This window comes from Legionella sp. 39-23, from assembly GCF_001897665.1.
GTDB lineage: Bacteria > Pseudomonadota > Gammaproteobacteria > Legionellales > Legionellaceae > Legionella > Legionella steelei.
Genome location: NZ_MKTO01000038.1, coordinates 68179 through 85346, shown reverse-complemented (window position 1 = coordinate 85346; position 17168 = coordinate 68179). Strand labels below are relative to the sequence as shown.

Below are 17168 nucleotides of genomic sequence, written 5' to 3'. Positions count from 1 at the left end.
CTAGGTTGCTGGCACCGGGGGGATTATTCACCGTTTGATCCTGGTTGCAAGCAACCAGGCTATGATGGTTCAAAGATTTAGGGTGAAGATGTATCAATTTAGCGCTGCAATTTTTTCTTTAAATCGGCCAATACTCGACTTCCGGTACAAAACATCGCTACCTTCAATTCATATTCTATCGTTTGCATGCATAAACTGACTTGTGCTGATGACTCTAAAGCTGCTTCGAGCATCGGTTTTGCATAACCTACGGTTGATGCTCCTAAAGCAAAAAGTTTTGCTGCATTTAAGCCGTTAAGCACACCGCCTGAGCCCCAAATTTCAAAAGATGGTTTGAGTTCCGCTGCATGGCGTACTGATGTTGCGGTATCAATTCCCCAATTCTGAAAAGTAATGGCTGCTTGTTGTCGAATTGGATCATGAGTTGCTCTATGCCCTTCAATGCGTCCCCAATGGGTGCCACCTAAGCCTCCCACATCAATCGCTGCAATACCAATCTCATTGAGACGCATCATTGTTTCACGTGAAAAACCACAGCCGGTTTCTTTAATGATAATAGGTAAAGGAAGATTTTTAACCACATCAGCCAAAGCCTGCCAGCAGCCTTTATAGTGTGTTGTCCCTTCGGGCTGCATGCATTCTTGTAAGGGATTACAGTGGATAATTAATGCATTAGCTTGTAATGCATCAGTTAAGCGTTGGATATCGCTCAAGGGATTAGTGATTAATTGCGCTATCCCTAAATTACTGTACAAACTGACTTCAGGAAAGTCACGGCGTAAATGTTGCCATTCAAAAGCAGCTTTGGGATCAGTGAGTTCACGTCTTTGTGAGCCAACACCCATTGCCCAACCGTTCAACGCACATGCCTCAATCAGGTTGTGATTAATGTGCTTTGCACGCCGATGGCCTGCGGTCATGGAGCTGATAAGAAAGGGCTTTTCTACTTCTTGGCCAAGCCGGGAACTTTTGATGCTTATTTCATCAAAATTTAAATCGGGGAGGGCATCATGTACCAAATGGATGCTATCGAACGTGCTGAGCTCTGCAGTTTGATTGTCAGGCATTAAAGCCAATTTGATGTGATCTTGCTTACGCTGCTCAAACTGCTCATAGTGATTCGTCATGGATTATGCCTGTTTTACAATTGACTTAACGTTTGGTGCATTGCGATGGCCGCATTGGCCACATCGACTCCCTTATGTCCACCTTTTCCACCTAATCTATCCCATGCTTGTTCTTCGTTATCTGTAGTAAGTACACCAAAAATAACAGGAATATTATATTCCAATGAGACCTGTAAACATCCTTGGCTTACCATATTGCAAACTAGATCATAATGACTGGTTTCACCACGAATTACTGCACCTAGGGTGATAATTGATTGTACCTTTTTTTGCATAGCGATACGTTTTGTGATTAACGGTATTTCTACGGCTCCGGGTACTTCAAATGACTTAATGTCATGTTCGTTAAAGCCACGCTTCAGAAGTTGTGATATTGCTCCTTCTTGCAGCGCTTTGGTGACCTGACGATTAAAAATACTGGTGATGATCGCAATGGGGAAAGAACTTACTATGGTGTCTTCTGCGGCCGCTGTAATTTGCATAATCTGGCTCTCTTATTTCTTGCTGTTTGTAGTAATTTGTGCAATTTACCTTTTTATGTCTATATTTTCCACTTATTTTGCTTTGTGAAGATTCTATTTATGTGAAATAATTTATCTTAGAAATAACAGTTGAAACCTACTATACAAGCTAAAGGTAGCAAATCTGCCGGATTTTTTGTTTTTATGCCTGAAAACCTAATCGCTTCAATCACGAGGAAACACTTATGAGCGCTGCGCGAATAATTATCGGAATTACTGGTGCATCAGGTATGATTTATGGAGTACGTCTTTTAGAACTACTACGACCCACTGCTATTGAAACGCACTTGATTGTCAGTAAGTCAGCACAATTGACACGTAAGTACGAAACCAATTTATCTCTTACTGAATTGAAAGCATTAGCGGATGTCTATCATTCATGGAACGATGTGGGGGCTAGTATTGCTAGTGGCTCTTTTCAAACATTGGGAATGATTGTTGCCCCATGCTCGATGAAAACTTTGGCGGAGATTGCTCATGGAACCAGTGATAATCTAATTGGTCGTGCAGCCGATGTGACCCTAAAAGAGCGTAGAAAGTTAGTACTTATGCCTCGCGAATCACCATTGCATTTAGGGCATTTGCAAAACATGGTCTCACTGACACAACAAGGTGCAATCATTTGTCCTGCAATGCCTGCGTTCTATACCAAACCAGAAACAATTGACGATATTATCAATTACAGCGTAGGAAGAATACTTGATCTTTTTGATCTCGATGTAGGTATTGTTGCGCGTTGGCAGGGTTAAAGTATTATTGCCATAAATTCTGCGTTCGCGTAGAGAGCAGGCTGGGCAGTTAAGACCAGCAATTTTTGAATCTTATTTTTTGAAAAAAACTTTGGAAGTTGTGTTGTTACGCTGGGCTTAACAGCCCAGCCTATTTCTTCGGGTGTACTTTGACCTAGGATATTTTATTTTTTGCACTAGCCTTTCGTATTAAGCTCAACCCAATCGGCATAAGTCGCTATAAATTTTTCTAGGAACTTTCGGGTGTCTTCTTTGGCAATATTCCCTTGCGCGTCAAATAAATCTCCCGCCATACCAATGTATGTTTCTGGTTGCTGCAAGGTTGGTATGTCTAAGAAGACAAATGATTGTCTTAAATGGTGGTTTGCTCCAAAACCCCCAATAGCTCCAGGGGAAACACTCATGACGGCGCCTGGCAGTTTGCTCCAAATACTTTTGCCATAAGGTCGAGAACCTACGTCGATTGCATTTTTAAGTACACCGGGAACAGAACGATTGTATTCTGGAGTGACAAATAAAACTCCTTGATATGTTTTCATTTGCTCGCGAAATTGAATCCAGGCAGCTGGAGGTCGGTTTTCGTCATCGAGATCCTGGTTATATAGTGGCAAATCACCAATTTCGATAATGTGTAGATCGAGAGATTTAGGTGCAAGAGAAATAAGTACTTTTGCCATTTTTCTATTGTAGGACTCTTTGCGCAAACTTCCAACGATGACTGCAATTTTTTTACTCATGCTACAACTCCTTGTGTATTTCAGAATGGCGTTCGTGATTAGACCCCAAGCAAAATCCGAGGTTATGAATAGGTCTATTGTATAATTGCTATAACCTTCCAGTCATTCAGAATAGTATCCTGCACAAACCAGATGGTCAGCAATATCGGTCAGACGCAATGCGCTTAATCGAGAAAATATTGTATTGGGAATTTTTACAAAGAAAAACCCCCTATCCACAAAAATATTGTCATATTTAAGCAAATAGGGGGTTTAAGAAATGATTTAGACTACTTCAACTTCTTCAGCTTGAGGACCTTTTTGTCCGTTGCTTGGCTTGAACATTACTGTTGCACCTTCAGCAAGAGTTTTAAACCCTGTGCCAAGAATTGCACTGAAATGTACAAAATAATCTTTACCGCCACTTTCTAAAAAACCGAAACCTTTGGACTCATTAAACCACTTTACTGTACCACGAATTTTATCTGACATGTTAATTTCCTAAATTGTTACCAGGACATTGTAGCATTATTTATATTAATTGTGCTGTTTTTTATTAAATATTTTTAATTTTTTTTACATTTAATGCAAAAACAACAAATAATGCTTCGCCATCATAGAGCATTTTGATTAAAAATTCTAATACTTTACGATCTTTTAGCCGTTTTCATTTAAAAGCAGGCAGAATGGCGCTAAAAACTTTATAAGGAGGGCTTTTCGGGAGTTTCAATGAGCTCAAGCCCATCTTCTTTTTTGAGAAAAGTAAAAATGATCCCTGAAAAAAAAGTCAGGATTCCAAGCATGAGAAACGTATCATGGAATATTTGGATGGATAAAACATGATTCACAGAATATTTATAAATGAAAAAATTCAGTAAGATTGCTGAAACGGCAACACCAAAACTTTGAGCTAATTGTTGGGTTGTGCTCATGATGCTGGTGGCCGCACTCATATCGTTTTCTGTAATGTTTGCATAGGCGAGTGAATTCATACCAGTATATTGTAATGCGATTAAGAACCCATAAACAAAAGTCAAAAAGGCAATGCCGTATACAGACGAATGCTGGTTGATGGTGAAAAAGGACCAAAGAGAAATGCTGACTAAGATCGTATTTAAAATTAATAAATTTTTATAACCAAACCAGCGCAGTATATATAAAGATAAAGGTTTTACTAAGAAAACACCTAAAGCGATGGGGGTGAGCAATAGGCCAGATAGACTAGGTGTATAGCCCAAAGCAATTTGTAATAGTAGTGGCAATAAAAAAGGAACGCCTCCAAAACTGAGACGGGATAATAAATTGCCCGCAACTGAAATAAAAAATGTACGCGTATGTAAGAGCTCTACCTTAACTATAGGGTGCTTTCTTTTATAGGCGTGTTTGGTATAGCCGCCCAATAAAAGGAGCGCGATAAGGAGTACAGTACCGATTTGCGCTGTCGTTACATTCGATTCGCTAACCATCGATAAACCGAAGGTTAGGGTGGCCAAGCCAGTACCAAAAAGAATAAAGCCCACTTTATCCAGTGGAGGAACTGGGCGTGGAGGCATGTACGGTAACAATTTACTTGATAAGCCTACCGCAAGTATGCCTACGGGAATATTAACCCAAAAAATCCAACGCCAGGAAAAATGATAGGTAATAATTCCTCCTAATAAAGGTCCAAGCATCATCCCTAATGAGGCAACCATGACCACAATACTCATTTTGGCGATTAATTCATGTCGCTCACACGTTCGTAAAATAATGAGTCGACCAATGGGCATAGTTAATGAGCCACCTAAGCCCTGAACAATACGAGCGCAAATTAACTCCGATAGGTTATTTGTAAACCCGCACCAAATAGAACTCAAAGTAAACACCGAGATGGCTGTAATAAAAACAATTTTCATGCCAAATTTATCGGCGATCCAACCACTAATGGGAATAAAAATTGCTAAACTCAAAAGATAGCTAATCAACGCTAATTTCAAATCCACTGGATTGACATCTAAACTCTGCGCCATCACGGGAATTGCTGTATTGATAATCGTAGTATCCACTGCCTCCATAAACATGGCAAAAGAAACAATGAACAGAATGATATTTTTTTTCATGGGTTCAGTATATCAATGGAGATAAAATCTGCATATAGGATTAATTATAAGATCGTAGCCCGGGTTTCGCTGCGCCGCAGGCTACAACTACAATTAAAGCGCAAATTACGATTCACTTAGCAAATTCTTTAATCCTGCCAAATGGGATTTGGCCAAACTTTTGGATTGCTCTTCAGTGCGTTCGACGTTTTTACCAAACCATTCTAAATGTTCGGAGGGCAGCTCCTCTAAAAATCTGCTTGGCAAACAATCTTGCAACTCACCCGCTCGGCGTCTTTGTTTGGCTAGGGTAAAACATAATCCTTTTTGTGCTCGTGTAATCCCGACATAGGCCAAACGTCTTTCTTCTTCAATATGATCCTCATCGATGCTTACTCGATGTGGTAATAACTCTTCTTCCATTCCAACTAAATAAACATAAGGAAACTCTAGCCCTTTTGATGCATGTAAGGTCATAAGTTGTAAGGTTTCATTATCCTGCTCATCGGCCTGCTCCAGAATGTCGATCAAAATTAATTTGTTGATGACTTCGGCCAAAGTTTGTTCTGGATTTTTAGTTAATAACCGTCCTACCCATTCCAACAATTCCCAGACATTCTCCATCTTTTTCTGTGCTTTTGCGGGAGTATCACATTGTTCGTAAATATAGGCTTCATAACCACTGTCTTCGATCAGTTGCTTTAAAAGTTCCAGCGTCGATCCGTTAGTCAATTGCTTTTTGATTTCCTCTATCCACGATTTAAAAGTAAGCAGGGCCGCACGAGGTTTTTCGGCAATATACTCACTTAGTGCAAGGTGGTCTGCTGCCGTGTAAAGGCTAACTCCCCGGCCTTGTGCATAATGCCCTAAAGCATCAAGACTGGATTCTCCTATGCCGCGTTTGGGGGTGTTAATCACTCTTAAAAAAGCGGCATCATCTGCCTCATTACACAGTAATTTCAAGTAAGCGAACGCATCTTTGACTTCTGCTTTAGCAAACCACGACTGACCGCCGCTGATGTTATAAGGAATACCATAATGGCGTAGCACTTTTTCAAATATGCGTGATTGATGATTACCGCGGTATAAAATGGCGTAATCGCCATACTCTGTTCTTGCGCGTAGCTTATGACTAATTAAATCAGTTACTACTTGTTCTGCTTCATCGTTTTCATCTTTACAACGGATAACACGTAATAGCTCACCATGACCAAACTCGCTCCATAATTTTTTTTCAAACAAATGCTGATTGTTGGCAATAAGATGATTGGCGGTATGCAAAATAATGTTGGTTGAACGGTAATTTTGTTCTAACTTAATTATTTTCAATTGCGGGTAGTCTTGCTGTAACTGTTGCAAATTTTCCGGTTTGGCACCCCGCCAAGCGTATATGGATTGGTCGTCATCGCCTACTACAGTAAAACGGGCTTGGATTCCGGTTAATTTTTTTACCAAAAGATATTGGCTGGTGTTTGAGTCTTGGTATTCATCAACCAATAAGTGACGTATTTTGTTTTGCCAATATTCAGATACGGAAGGATGTTCGTTTAAGAGACTGACGGGAAGACGGATTAAATCATCAAAATCGACGGCATTGTATGCTTTTAGTGCTTGTTGATAACGCGGATACAGCAGGGCCGCCTCTTCATGATACGGCGCATCAGATGCAAGTGTAACGACTTGCTCCGGTGTTAGGCAATCATTTTTCCAACGCGAAATTCGTTGTTGGATTTGGAGAATAAATTCGCGTTCAGTTGCTTTATTGGTAGGTAAAAAACCCCGTAAGATTTGTAAACAGTCTTCACTGTCGAAAATAGAAAATCCTTTTTTCAGATTACATAAAGCAAGATCGCGCTTAATCATGCTTAAACCTAAAGTATGGAAGGTTGCTACTTTTAAACCGCGGCGGTTTGCTGCTGGCAGAACAGCGGCAACGCGAGCACGCATTTCATTGGCTGCTTTGTTGGTAAAAGTTACTGCACACACTGTATTTGCGGCATAGCCGCAGGTATTAATTAAATAGCCTATTTTTTGCGTTATGACTCGTGTTTTACCGCTTCCAGCTCCAGCAAGAACTAATAAAGGTCCATCGATATAATGTACTGCTGCCATTTGTTGGCTATTTAACATCTTAAGGATTTCTCACTCAAAAAAAGAGCGATTATTGCCCGCTTGGCATATGTGAATCAACTACTAATTCATGGAGCGTTCGACATCAAACTCTTCTTCGGTATCAATTTCAATGAATTCGGGTTTGGTTTCTGGTTCTTTAGGTTCTTCAATCCCGAAAACTACTTTATCAATGGTTTTAAATAAGGGTGCAAGTATGTTTTTATCTATCATGATTTAGTCCTTTAATTTTTCAGAGGGAGGTTTTAAAAGCATAGCCCAAGATAATTTTTTCTCCAGGAAAATTACGAAAAAATTATGTTATACTTTGCACGGTCACGGGATTCCCTGTGGCTTGCCGTAATTTTATTTTGAGTCCGTTATGAAAGAATCCGACACCCTACAACGCTTTATTTTTGAACATGCTAATATTCGTGGCGAAATTGTCCATATAGAAAATACCTATCAAACGATTATGAGCCAACGGAACTATCCTCCTATGGTTAAAAATTTGTTGGGAGAGGCTATAGTTTCTTGTCTGCTTTTGGCATCCAGTATTAAATTTCAAGGCAGTTTAAATTTGCAATTTCAGGGTGATAAAAGACTCCCGTTATTATTGGTGCAATGCGACCATGAGTTTAATGTAAGGGCTTTTGCTCAATTTATTGAGTGTCTGGAAACAAAAGAGTACGCGGCTGCTTTTCTTGAAGGGCAGATGGTAATTACTATTAATCAGTACAATAAAACAAACTCCTATCAAAGTATGGTTCCTATTCAATCAACTTCCATGGGTGAGAATCTCATGAATTATTTTGCTCAATCTGAGCAAGTCTCTACGCAAGTTTGGTTGGCTGTAAATGAGAATGCAGCTGCTGGGATGTTACTGCAGTTGATGCCCGGTCAAGATACGATACAAAGAGAACAATTTTGGGAGTACGCAGTCCATTTGGGCCAAACAGTCAAAGAACATGAGTTACTCACTTTAGATAATGAAACGTTACTTCATCGTCTTTACCATGAGACGGAACTCAGGATATTTGATAGCCGCAAGACGCAGTTCCAATGTCGCTGTAGCTTGGAGAAAATGAAACAGGTATTGACTGTTTTAGGTGAGGAAGATGCAAAAGAATTATTAAAGGAACAAGGCGAAGTTGCGATTCGCTGTGATTTTTGCAACAAGAAATATACTTTTGATCCGATAGATGTGACGATGTTATTCCATAAGGGATAGCTCATGCAGAATCCTGGGGGATGGTGAAGCCATAATTCAGGATTCCGAATAAAATCTTGTCCCATAACCCTGGATTCCGCTGTGCCGCACCCAGGCTACAATAATCTACTTTATTGTAACGTAAATTTTATAGAAGATAAGATCCCCTGCTCCGATTGAATAAGGTCCATACATTCTCCACGCATGGCTTGTAATATGTGTTGTAAAGTAAGGAATTGCTCACTAAGTTGAATGTACAGACTTGCGGTATGCTTTCCTTCTAACTCGCCAATAGTAAGATAAGCGGCTTGTCCCATTCCGGAGAAATAATCAAGGCTGACGTGGCGTCTCTTGGCAATTCCAGGAAACAGCCCACAAAAAAGTAAACTTTTATCACCTACATCCCGTAACAATTCCATTTGCAAAGTTCTTGGCCTGTGCATGGACTCAAGAAAATCAAGTGCAACAACCGATTCAATAAGTTTAGGTCCTTGGGAAAAACGCATTAATAAAAACACCAAATAACTTTCAGTATTTTCATTGAGTATCAACTGAGTCGCGGCTTGCGCCTCATTCACCAATGCGTGCCATTGGCTGATGTCGGTGGGATGTAAAATTAGTTGTTTCATCATTACTCCCTATTTTTAGCCCCTCACTATTATTTTAGCATCTAAAAAACAACTTGCAGGCCGGAGCTTACGTGAACGTACGCGTGCCCGGAAAATATTTATTGGATAGTAGAATCGTAGCCTGGGTGCAGCGCAGCGGAACCCGGGGATGAAATGTCATAATTGTCTCCCGGGTTCCGCTGCGCTGCACCCAGGCTACAAGTCACAAGTAACAGCGTATAACTCCAGTTTTACTGCTAAAATACAACAAGCAGGTAGGTTTTAGCTGCTTATTCATGTATAATGTCAAATCTATGTACAAATATTCTGTTTTTCCTTCGAAGGTTATTTATGATTGATCAGATTCGCAACATCGCCATTATCGCCCACGTTGACCATGGTAAAACCACGCTAGTAGATAAGCTACTGCAACAAACAGGTACACTCAATGAGAGAGCACCTAAAGTTGAACGTGTAATGGATTCCAATGCTTTAGAAAAGGAGCGAGGCATTACCATTCTCGCCAAAAATACTTGTGTGTATTGGAAAGATCATCAAATTAATATTGTTGATACTCCAGGGCATGCTGATTTTGGTGGCGAAGTAGAGCGTATCTTATCGATGGTTGATAGCGTCTTGTTGTTGGTGGATGCAGTTGATGGGCCAATGCCACAAACACGTTTTGTGACGCAAAAAGCGTTTGCTCGTGGCTTAAACCCTATCGTGGTGATTAATAAAATCGATCGTCCTGGAGCACGCCCACATTGGGTTATGGATCAAGTTTTTGATCTCTTTGATAATCTAGGTGCAACTGATGCGCAATTGGATTTTCCGGTTGTTTATGCATCTGCATTAAATGGTTATGCTAAGTTAAATCTGGAAGATGAAGCGACCGATATGAGTGCTTTATTGCAGACAATTATTGATAAAGTCGACGCACCGAAAGTGGATGCAAATGGTCCTTTCCAAATGCAAATCAGCTCCTTAGATTATTCATCTTATGTAGGAACTATTGGTATAGGTCGAATCACGCGCGGACAGATTAAAGCAAAATCTGCAGTGAAGATTATCGATAAAGATGGCAATATTCGCACTGGCCGATTATTACAATTATTAGGCTTTAAAGGCCTTGAACGTATTGAAGTTGAAGAAGCGGGTGCCGGTAATATTATTGCAATTACAGGTATTGAAGGCCTTAAAATTTCGGATACGATTTGTGATCCGAATATGGTTGAAGCATTGCCTGTGCTTTCGGTTGATGAACCAACAATTAGTATGACGTTCCAAGTTAATGATTCACCTTTCGCAGGTCAGGAAGGAAAGTTTGTGACGTCACGAAAAATTCGCGAACGTTTGGAAACGGAATTATTACATAATGTGGCTTTGCGGGTTGACGATTGTGACGATCCAGACAAGTTTCGCGTTTCTGGTCGAGGCGAACTCCATTTATCTATTCTTATTGAAACGATGCGTCGTGAAGGGTATGAATTAGCAATTAGTAAGCCTGAAGTAATTATTCGCGAAGTAGACGGTGAACAACAAGAACCTTATGAACATCTGACTGTAGATGTGGAAGAAAATCATCAAGGCTCTATTATGGAAAAATTGGGTGAGCGTCGTGGTGAATTACAAAATATGGTTCCAGATGGCAAGGGACGTGTGCGTCTTGACTACATGGTTCCTACCCGTGGCCTTATCGGTTTTCATAACGAATTTTTGTCATCTACCTCAGGTACTGGTTTAATGTATCATGTTTATGATCATTATGGTCCAGCAATTAAAGGACGCATAGGCAAGCGTGCTAACGGGGTATTGATTGCTAACTGTCAAGGAATGGCACGTGGTTTTGCTTTATTTAACTTGCAGGAACGAGGCAGATTATTTGTCGAACCACAAACAGTATGTTATGAAGGAATGATTGTTGGGATTCATGCACGCGATAATGATTTAGTTGTGAATGTGACTAAAGAAAAGCAATTAACGAATATGCGCGCTTCAGGTACTGACGAAAACATTATATTAACTCCTGCAGTTAAGTTAACTTTAGAACAGGCATTGGAATTTATTGATGATGATGAGTTAGTTGAAGTAACTCCTGACTCAATTCGCATAAGAAAAAAATCATTGAAAGAACATGAACGAAAAAAAGCATCAAGAACAGCAAACATTGAAGAATAAAGTTCAATTCAAACGGGTCATCTTGTATGCTCGCCAGCACAGGGCGAATCAAGGGGTGAACGAAAGTTTATACCGTTTGGTTGATTTTTTGCAGAAACAAAATGTTCAAATCTATCAAGATATCGATACGGCTGCGGGATTTGAGGCGCAAGTCCCGGTATTGGCCAGAGAAGATATGGGTGCAAAAAATGATTTGATTATTGTTGTTGGTGGTGATGGAAGTTTACTTTCTGCTGCACGCATGGCGATTAAAGTCGGTACCCCAGTCATTGGGATTAACCGAGGTCGTTTGGGATTTCTCACCGATATTATGCCCCATGAGTTGGAAACGCAGCTCAGTGCAGTTTTAGCTGGTCATTATGAAGAAGAAAAACGTTTTCTTCTTCATACCAAAATATACGATGAAGAGAATACTTATTTTGAAGGTGATGCACTTAATGATGTTGTTTTAGGTCGTGGCAAGGAAACACACCTCGTTGAGTTCTCGGTATACATTAATCAACAATTGGTAAGTCATTATCGTTCGGATGGGATGATTTTATCCACACCTACAGGCTCTACAGCTTATGCTTTATCTGCGGGTGGTCCAATCATGCATCCTCATTTGAATGCGATTGTTCTTGTGCCCATGTTTTCTCATAGCCTGAGTTCACGTCCCTTGGTTATTGATGGAGAGGCTAAAATTGAACTGCAGATCAGCCAGTTTAACGAAACTGATTTGCGCGTGAGCTGCGATGGCCATGAGTCGAGAATGGTCAAACCCGGACAAAAAGTCGCCATTCAAAAAAATAATCATCAATTACGTTTGTTGCATCCTCTTGATTATCATTATTATGATACATTACGATCAAAACTGGGTTGGGAATCCAAACATCAAGGATAGAATAGAACATGCTCACTACTTTGTGTATTGAACAATTTGCGATTGTGCAACACCTGGAGTTAGATTTTATTCAAGGAATGACGGCCTTCACTGGCGAAACAGGTGCGGGTAAGTCGATCATGATCGATGCGTTGATGCTGGCTTTAGGTGATAGAGCGGATGCTTCCGTAATTCGACCTGGCCAAGAAAAATGTGATATCACTGCCGGATTTTTTGTGGGACAGGACTCTGAGCCCGCACAATGGCTAGTGGCGCATGATATTCCTTGTGATGATGGCGAAATTTATTTGCGGCGTGTCATTTATGCTGAAGGACGCTCTAAATCCTATATTAACGGTCAACCCTTTCCCTTACAAAAAGTAAAAGAGTTAAGTGAGAAACTGGTCCACATTCATGGACAACACCAGCATCAAACCTTGATGCATCATACAACGCATCGTCAACAGTTAGACCAATATGGCAAGAATCAGCTATTACTTGATGAAGTGAGTCGCTTGTATAAACAGTGCCAGAAAATTCAGCAGGAAATTGATATATTGCAAGGCCAGGAGCAACAAGCAGATAGGATCGCATTATTGCAATTTCAAATTGAAGAGTTGTCGGCGTTGAACTTGCATGAAAATGAAATTGAAACCTTATATCAAGAGCATCAAATGCTCCATCATGCAAAAGAGTATTTGCAAAAAAGTCAGCAAATACACGGTTTATTAAACTCTGAAGATGAGCCCAACCTTTGTACTAGCCTAAATCAAATTTTGCACCTGCTCAGTCAATTACCAGCAGAGCAAACACAAATCAAAAATACTTTTGAATTGATTAATGGCGCATTGATTCAATGCGAAGAGGCATTTGATGAAATGCAGCAATTTGCTGAGCGCGTGCATCTGGATCCAGAACGTTTGTATGAAATAGAAACACGCATGAGTGCAATACATCAGCTTGCACGTAAATATCATATTGATGGTAGCCAACTCCATGAACATGCGCATAACTTGCAAAAAGAGTTAGATTCGCTACAAGACAGCGAAAGCAGATTGGCGCACTTAAAAATAGAACATCGTCAGTTGGTGGCGACCTATGAAACGGCCGCCCTGAAGTTAAGAATAGAACGGCAAGGACAAGCTGCACAGTTGGCGAAAGAAATCACCAGCAGTATTCAACAGCTTGGTATGCCTAAAGGTTGGGTTGAGATCGAAATCACGCCTCTTGAAAAAATGCAGGCTCATGGAATGGATAAAGTGGAATATAAAGTATGCACTAATCCAGGAATGGAGCTTGACTCACTCAACAAAGTGGCGTCAGGTGGTGAGCTGTCACGAATTAGTTTGTCCATTCAAATGATTACTGCCCAACAAGGAGCAACACCTACTTTATTGTTTGATGAGGTGGATGTCGGTATTGGTGGGGCAACAGCCGCCTTGGTAGGGCAAATGTTGCGTAAATTGGGCGAACGGTTACAAGTATTTTGTGTGACGCACCAACCACAGGTTGCCGCCGCAGCGCACAACCATTTTATGGTTGAAAAGCGCAGCGATAATAAAGAAACATTTACCCGTATTACCCTGTTGCAATCTGCTGAAAAAGTGGACGAAATTGCACGTATGCTGGGAGGGTTGACTATAACCGAGCAAACCCGCTCACATGCTAAAGAGTTATTACTACAGAGCAACTAGTCCTGTTTATATTTCTACTATTTTGGCCCAAGTTAGCGAAATGTAAAACAGGCCTTTAATTTTAAAAAATTGTAGCCTGGGTGCAATGTTTATTACTGCTTTAATGCTTCATCTAGTGAAATAAACTGATAGTCGTGCTCGACAAACATGTGCAGTAAATCATCTAAAAAATAACTATTTAGTAAATTAGCGTGGATTAATAAGACTTGTTTTCCTGGTGTAAGTTTTTCGGCGGTTAATGTTCGTTGCCAAACATAAGCGAGATAACGTTTTTTTAAATCAGCTAACGATGCTGTTGGATTTTGTTCTTTTAATTGTTCTAACTCTGCATCAAATTCAAAATCCCGACTATCAATTGTGACTGGGGCAACAATATAGTGATTCTCATTGAGATAGTGACGAACGACACTTTTGCGCCACAATTTCCCTTCAGAAAGATAGGGATAGCGAAAATATTTGGGCTTTGACATAAACGGCGTCAGAACTACATCTGCTTTAATCAGATCATCAATGTATTTTTCACAAGAAGTATGTTTTAAATTCAGATGAGAATAAGTGTGGTTTCCTAACGCCAACCCATTTTTTTGGAATAGTTTAAATTGCTTTATGGTTTTATTATTGACTCGGTTGCCAATGATAAAGCCTATTGCAGGAACTTCATATTTCACTAGGCTATGGACAATATTTTCAATGGCTTCATACGGCGTGTCAATCAGAGGTAAGTCATCAATTGTAATTACAATCTCTCGTTGTTGTGCACAGCAGATGCCAATAAATACAAAAAATAACGTGATACTGTAATGTAGGATTTTTTTCAAAAGATTCCCCAAAACTTATATTGGCCAAAGTTCCCATATTATAAACATATTGCATTGGGATATTTATGCAATGAGGGGCATAATCTCAAAAAAAAAATAATTTCGCGGTGTTTTTCATTCTATAAAACATGAAACAAGAGTTTATAAAAGAGGGTACTGCATAGAGGATTTTGCCAACATGATTATTGCAAAATAGGTTTTTTTTTATCAATATGTTCTAAGTCTTCTTTGGCATGGAACACTCGCTCTTCTAATTTGTGTAGTGGGATTTGTACCTGTCCAATTTCTTTTTGCTGGCTTATAAAATATTCTTTTAAGTCTTTGAGTATTTTGCCTGTATTGGTAGTATTATAGACATTAAGTATTGATATGGCACATATAGGATTGTTTGTGTTTATGGGGATTTATTTCGAGGGAGCCCATCCCTACACTTAACAGTTAGGGATGGCCCATAGAATGATGCATAAAGAAATGATTAAAGTGCGTTAACGCGCTCAGGTAATTCGTTAACAAATTCTTGCGTCGCCGTGCTCGCACCTTCTTGTAGCGCAGGAAATAATCGATGTTGTCCATAGACGGGATTCTTTTTTGCGGTCGTAAGTATGCTACTTAATGAAGATCCATTAGGTTGACGAACTTCTTGCTTTAATTTTTCAAGCTCCGCTGTTTTCTGCTCAGCGATTTCATCGCCACACCACACCTCATTTAAGTGTTTTCGTTCATATTTTTCAATCAGCGAAACAGTATGTTCAATCTGCCATTGTTTTGATGGACGTTGTGCATCTTTAGCTAACGCTACATTTACTTCTTCTTCCTCTATCCCTAGTTGTTTATATCCTGCTTGCACAAAGGTAAGTATCCTAGGTTGTGGGGTTTTGGCATCACCTGAGACAGGATGATTCAATTTACTTGTCCCCCAATCCCAAACGGCGGCAAGGAAATACACTGGGGAGGCAAGCACAGTAAGAAGAAAAGTAGGGATATCTGAATCGAGATGCTCTTCTTCAGAATCTAGACGTTCCTCCAGTAATGTTTTTGCTTTTTTCTTCGCCCCAATAAAGTAATGCGCATCTTCAAATCCCTCACAGATAATTGCCACAAGTGCAGACACGATTTGCGGAACCCCTGGCATGCGATCTGAGGTAAGTGCAACACTGACTAAATGGCCAAGAAAAAACAGAATACGCAGGGGGGTAATCGTTAATTTTAAGAGGAGACGGAATGGGTTAAGCATCTGCAGCCAATTCTCAGTATCCCATACATGGGTGAGTACCTCGGCGACTGCTTGGTATGTGCGTTGAAATACATTGGGTTTCTTCTCGGCACCAGCCTCTGTATCTGGGGCGGTGGCTTCATAGAGCATTTCCAGGGATTCAGCAGAGTTTTGTACATTAAAAAATATAGCAGAGAATCCAGTTACTATGGGATTAATAATGCCCATAATAAAACTGGGCATTTTTTTCATCCACTCAAATAGAGGGCGCGCACTGGTTGCCACAGTCCACCAGGTACCTGCAGTACAAATAGTCAGTGCAACTGCTAAGCTCACTAAAATAACAGCCGTGGCGGTCATAAATAGGTTTCGAGCAGTTAGCCCTTGGCTCAAATCATTGAGCAGTCGCGTTTTCCATTTGTTGATGGTGTCATTGTTAATGAGATCGGTGACCGTGTTATAAATCAACATGCCATAAGCAGCTCCAGCAACTACTGCCATGGGAACAATAAAAATTGGCCAAAAAGTAAAGGGGATGGCGGCCATCAAAGGAATAACACTAAAGGCTTCAACAATGAGATAGGTGCTACCAAGCCCCATAAACGTTGCCGAGAGAAGACTAAAGCCTTTAACAAACTTAAAGGTGGATAGTCGTTTGTCTAAGCGTGCTTGCCACTCATTTTGTTCATGTTGATTCAACCATTCTCTTAACTCTTCCGTGTAGGCGGATTGCTTTTCCTTATTTTTGCTTGCGAATAATTGCAAGGCAAACCATTTTTCCATGTCCGCGAGCGTTTTTTCTATTTGTTTTTTTCGTTTTTTGCTCTCTTTATTGAGTGGCTTATGGCTAAACTCACTGAGTAGTTTGAGCTGGATTTCATAATCTCTGAAAAACTGAGGGCATTTTTCAGACTGAAGGTCTTGGGGAAAGTGTTCTAGCAAATATTCTTTGGCGAGGTGATTCTCTAAGTAATTTTTTTTAAATAACTTTTTAAAAGCTCCTTTAATATTTTGTAAATAAATTTCACCTTCATAGGCTACGGAAAGACCAAAAGCAGCAAATGCTAGAGATATCGCAGGATATAATGCATACATCCCTCCAAAACTTAAAAAGCCAAGAATTAAACTAGCGCCTACAGTCAGAGACCCTAGAGCAAGGTAACGAGGAATTTTTTTGAACTTTTTTTTATTTACTGCCATTTATTTGCTCAATTAATGGATTGGGTTCAAACTGTAGCGCAAATGAAAATGATTATCAATAGCAATAAGATTAAAAATAAAGCAT

15 protein-coding genes are annotated in these 17168 nt (G+C 40.1%); 5 read left to right on the top strand and 10 right to left on the bottom strand.

What is annotated here, in order from left to right; genetic code table 11:
- Positions 1 to 98 precede the first annotated feature (98 nt).
- Together fni and ribH are read right to left on the bottom strand one after the other, a co-directional pair.
- Positions 99 to 1127 (bottom strand): type 2 isopentenyl-diphosphate Delta-isomerase, encoded by a 1029-nt coding sequence (gene fni / locus BGO44_RS14250; protein WP_273198779.1) that lies wholly within the window; start codon positions 1125 to 1127, stop codon positions 99 to 101.
- Between the two features lie 14 nt (positions 1128 to 1141).
- Positions 1142 to 1609: a 6,7-dimethyl-8-ribityllumazine synthase gene (gene ribH, locus BGO44_RS14245; RefSeq protein WP_273198780.1), complete on the bottom strand. Its 468-nt coding sequence runs from the start codon at positions 1607 to 1609 to the stop codon at positions 1142 to 1144.
- A 224-nt stretch (positions 1610 to 1833) separates the two neighbouring features.
- Here ribH and BGO44_RS14240 point away from each other — a divergent pair, with 224 nt between their 5' ends.
- Positions 1834 to 2397 (top strand): UbiX family flavin prenyltransferase, encoded by a 564-nt coding sequence (locus tag BGO44_RS14240; RefSeq protein WP_058511588.1) that lies wholly within the window; start codon positions 1834 to 1836, stop codon positions 2395 to 2397.
- Positions 2398 to 2573: 176 nt separating this feature from the next.
- Here the strand turns inward: BGO44_RS14240 and BGO44_RS14235 are convergent, their stop codons facing one another.
- The 5 genes from BGO44_RS14235 to BGO44_RS14215 form a co-directional block, all read right to left on the bottom strand.
- Entirely contained in the window at positions 2574 to 3134 is a 561-nt protein-coding gene (locus tag BGO44_RS14235; RefSeq protein ID WP_058511589.1) for an NADPH-dependent FMN reductase, read from the bottom strand.
- 264 nt (positions 3135 to 3398) lie between these two features.
- On the bottom strand, positions 3399 to 3605 hold the full coding sequence (locus tag BGO44_RS14230; RefSeq protein ID WP_010652353.1) for a cold-shock protein: 207 nt from the start codon (positions 3603 to 3605) through the stop codon (positions 3399 to 3401).
- Positions 3606 to 3814: 209 nt separating this feature from the next.
- Entirely contained in the window at positions 3815 to 5212 is a 1398-nt protein-coding gene (locus BGO44_RS14225) for a DHA2 family efflux MFS transporter permease subunit (RefSeq protein ID WP_273198782.1), read from the bottom strand.
- 105 nt (positions 5213 to 5317) lie between these two features.
- Positions 5318 to 7321 (bottom strand): UvrD-helicase domain-containing protein, encoded by a 2004-nt coding sequence (locus tag BGO44_RS14220; RefSeq protein ID WP_058511591.1) that lies wholly within the window; start codon positions 7319 to 7321, stop codon positions 5318 to 5320.
- Between the two features lie 63 nt (positions 7322 to 7384).
- A complete protein-coding gene (locus BGO44_RS14215) occupies positions 7385 to 7534 on the bottom strand; it encodes a hypothetical protein (protein ID WP_193393410.1) in 150 nt (49 codons plus the stop codon).
- Positions 7535 to 7682: 148 nt separating this feature from the next.
- On the opposite strand from BGO44_RS14215, the gene hslO reads away from it, so the two are divergent.
- A complete protein-coding gene (gene hslO, locus BGO44_RS14210; protein ID WP_058511592.1) occupies positions 7683 to 8531 on the top strand; it encodes an Hsp33 family molecular chaperone HslO in 849 nt (282 codons plus the stop codon).
- 110 nt (positions 8532 to 8641) lie between these two features.
- Here the strand turns inward: hslO and BGO44_RS14205 are convergent, their stop codons facing one another.
- Positions 8642 to 9139 (bottom strand): hypothetical protein, encoded by a 498-nt coding sequence (locus BGO44_RS14205; RefSeq protein WP_058511593.1) that lies wholly within the window; start codon positions 9137 to 9139, stop codon positions 8642 to 8644.
- 330 nt (positions 9140 to 9469) lie between these two features.
- On the opposite strand from BGO44_RS14205, the gene typA reads away from it, so the two are divergent.
- The 3 genes from typA to recN are packed head-to-tail and all read left to right on the top strand — an operon-like array spanning position 9470 to position 13852.
- A complete protein-coding gene (typA, locus tag BGO44_RS14200) occupies positions 9470 to 11296 on the top strand; it encodes a translational GTPase TypA (protein WP_058511594.1) in 1827 nt (608 codons plus the stop codon).
- Positions 11253 to 12179, top strand: coding sequence for an NAD(+) kinase (locus BGO44_RS14195; RefSeq protein ID WP_058511595.1), 927 nt, complete (start codon positions 11253 to 11255; stop codon positions 12177 to 12179). Before typA ends, BGO44_RS14195 begins: the two co-directional genes overlap by 44 nt.
- 8 nt (positions 12180 to 12187) lie before the next feature.
- Positions 12188 to 13852, top strand: coding sequence for a DNA repair protein RecN (gene recN, locus BGO44_RS14190; protein ID WP_058511596.1), 1665 nt, complete (start codon positions 12188 to 12190; stop codon positions 13850 to 13852).
- Between the two features lie 92 nt (positions 13853 to 13944).
- Here the strand turns inward: recN and BGO44_RS14185 are convergent, their stop codons facing one another.
- Together BGO44_RS14185 and BGO44_RS14180 are read right to left on the bottom strand one after the other, a co-directional pair.
- On the bottom strand, positions 13945 to 14670 hold the full coding sequence (locus BGO44_RS14185; protein ID WP_273200273.1) for a polysaccharide deacetylase family protein: 726 nt from the start codon (positions 14668 to 14670) through the stop codon (positions 13945 to 13947).
- Between the two features lie 475 nt (positions 14671 to 15145).
- Positions 15146 to 17083 carry a hypothetical protein gene (locus BGO44_RS14180; RefSeq protein ID WP_058511598.1) on the bottom strand — a complete coding sequence of 646 codons (1938 nt, stop codon included), beginning with the start codon at positions 17081 to 17083 and terminating at the stop codon, positions 15146 to 15148.
- Between the last annotated feature and the right edge of the window lie 85 nt (positions 17084 to 17168).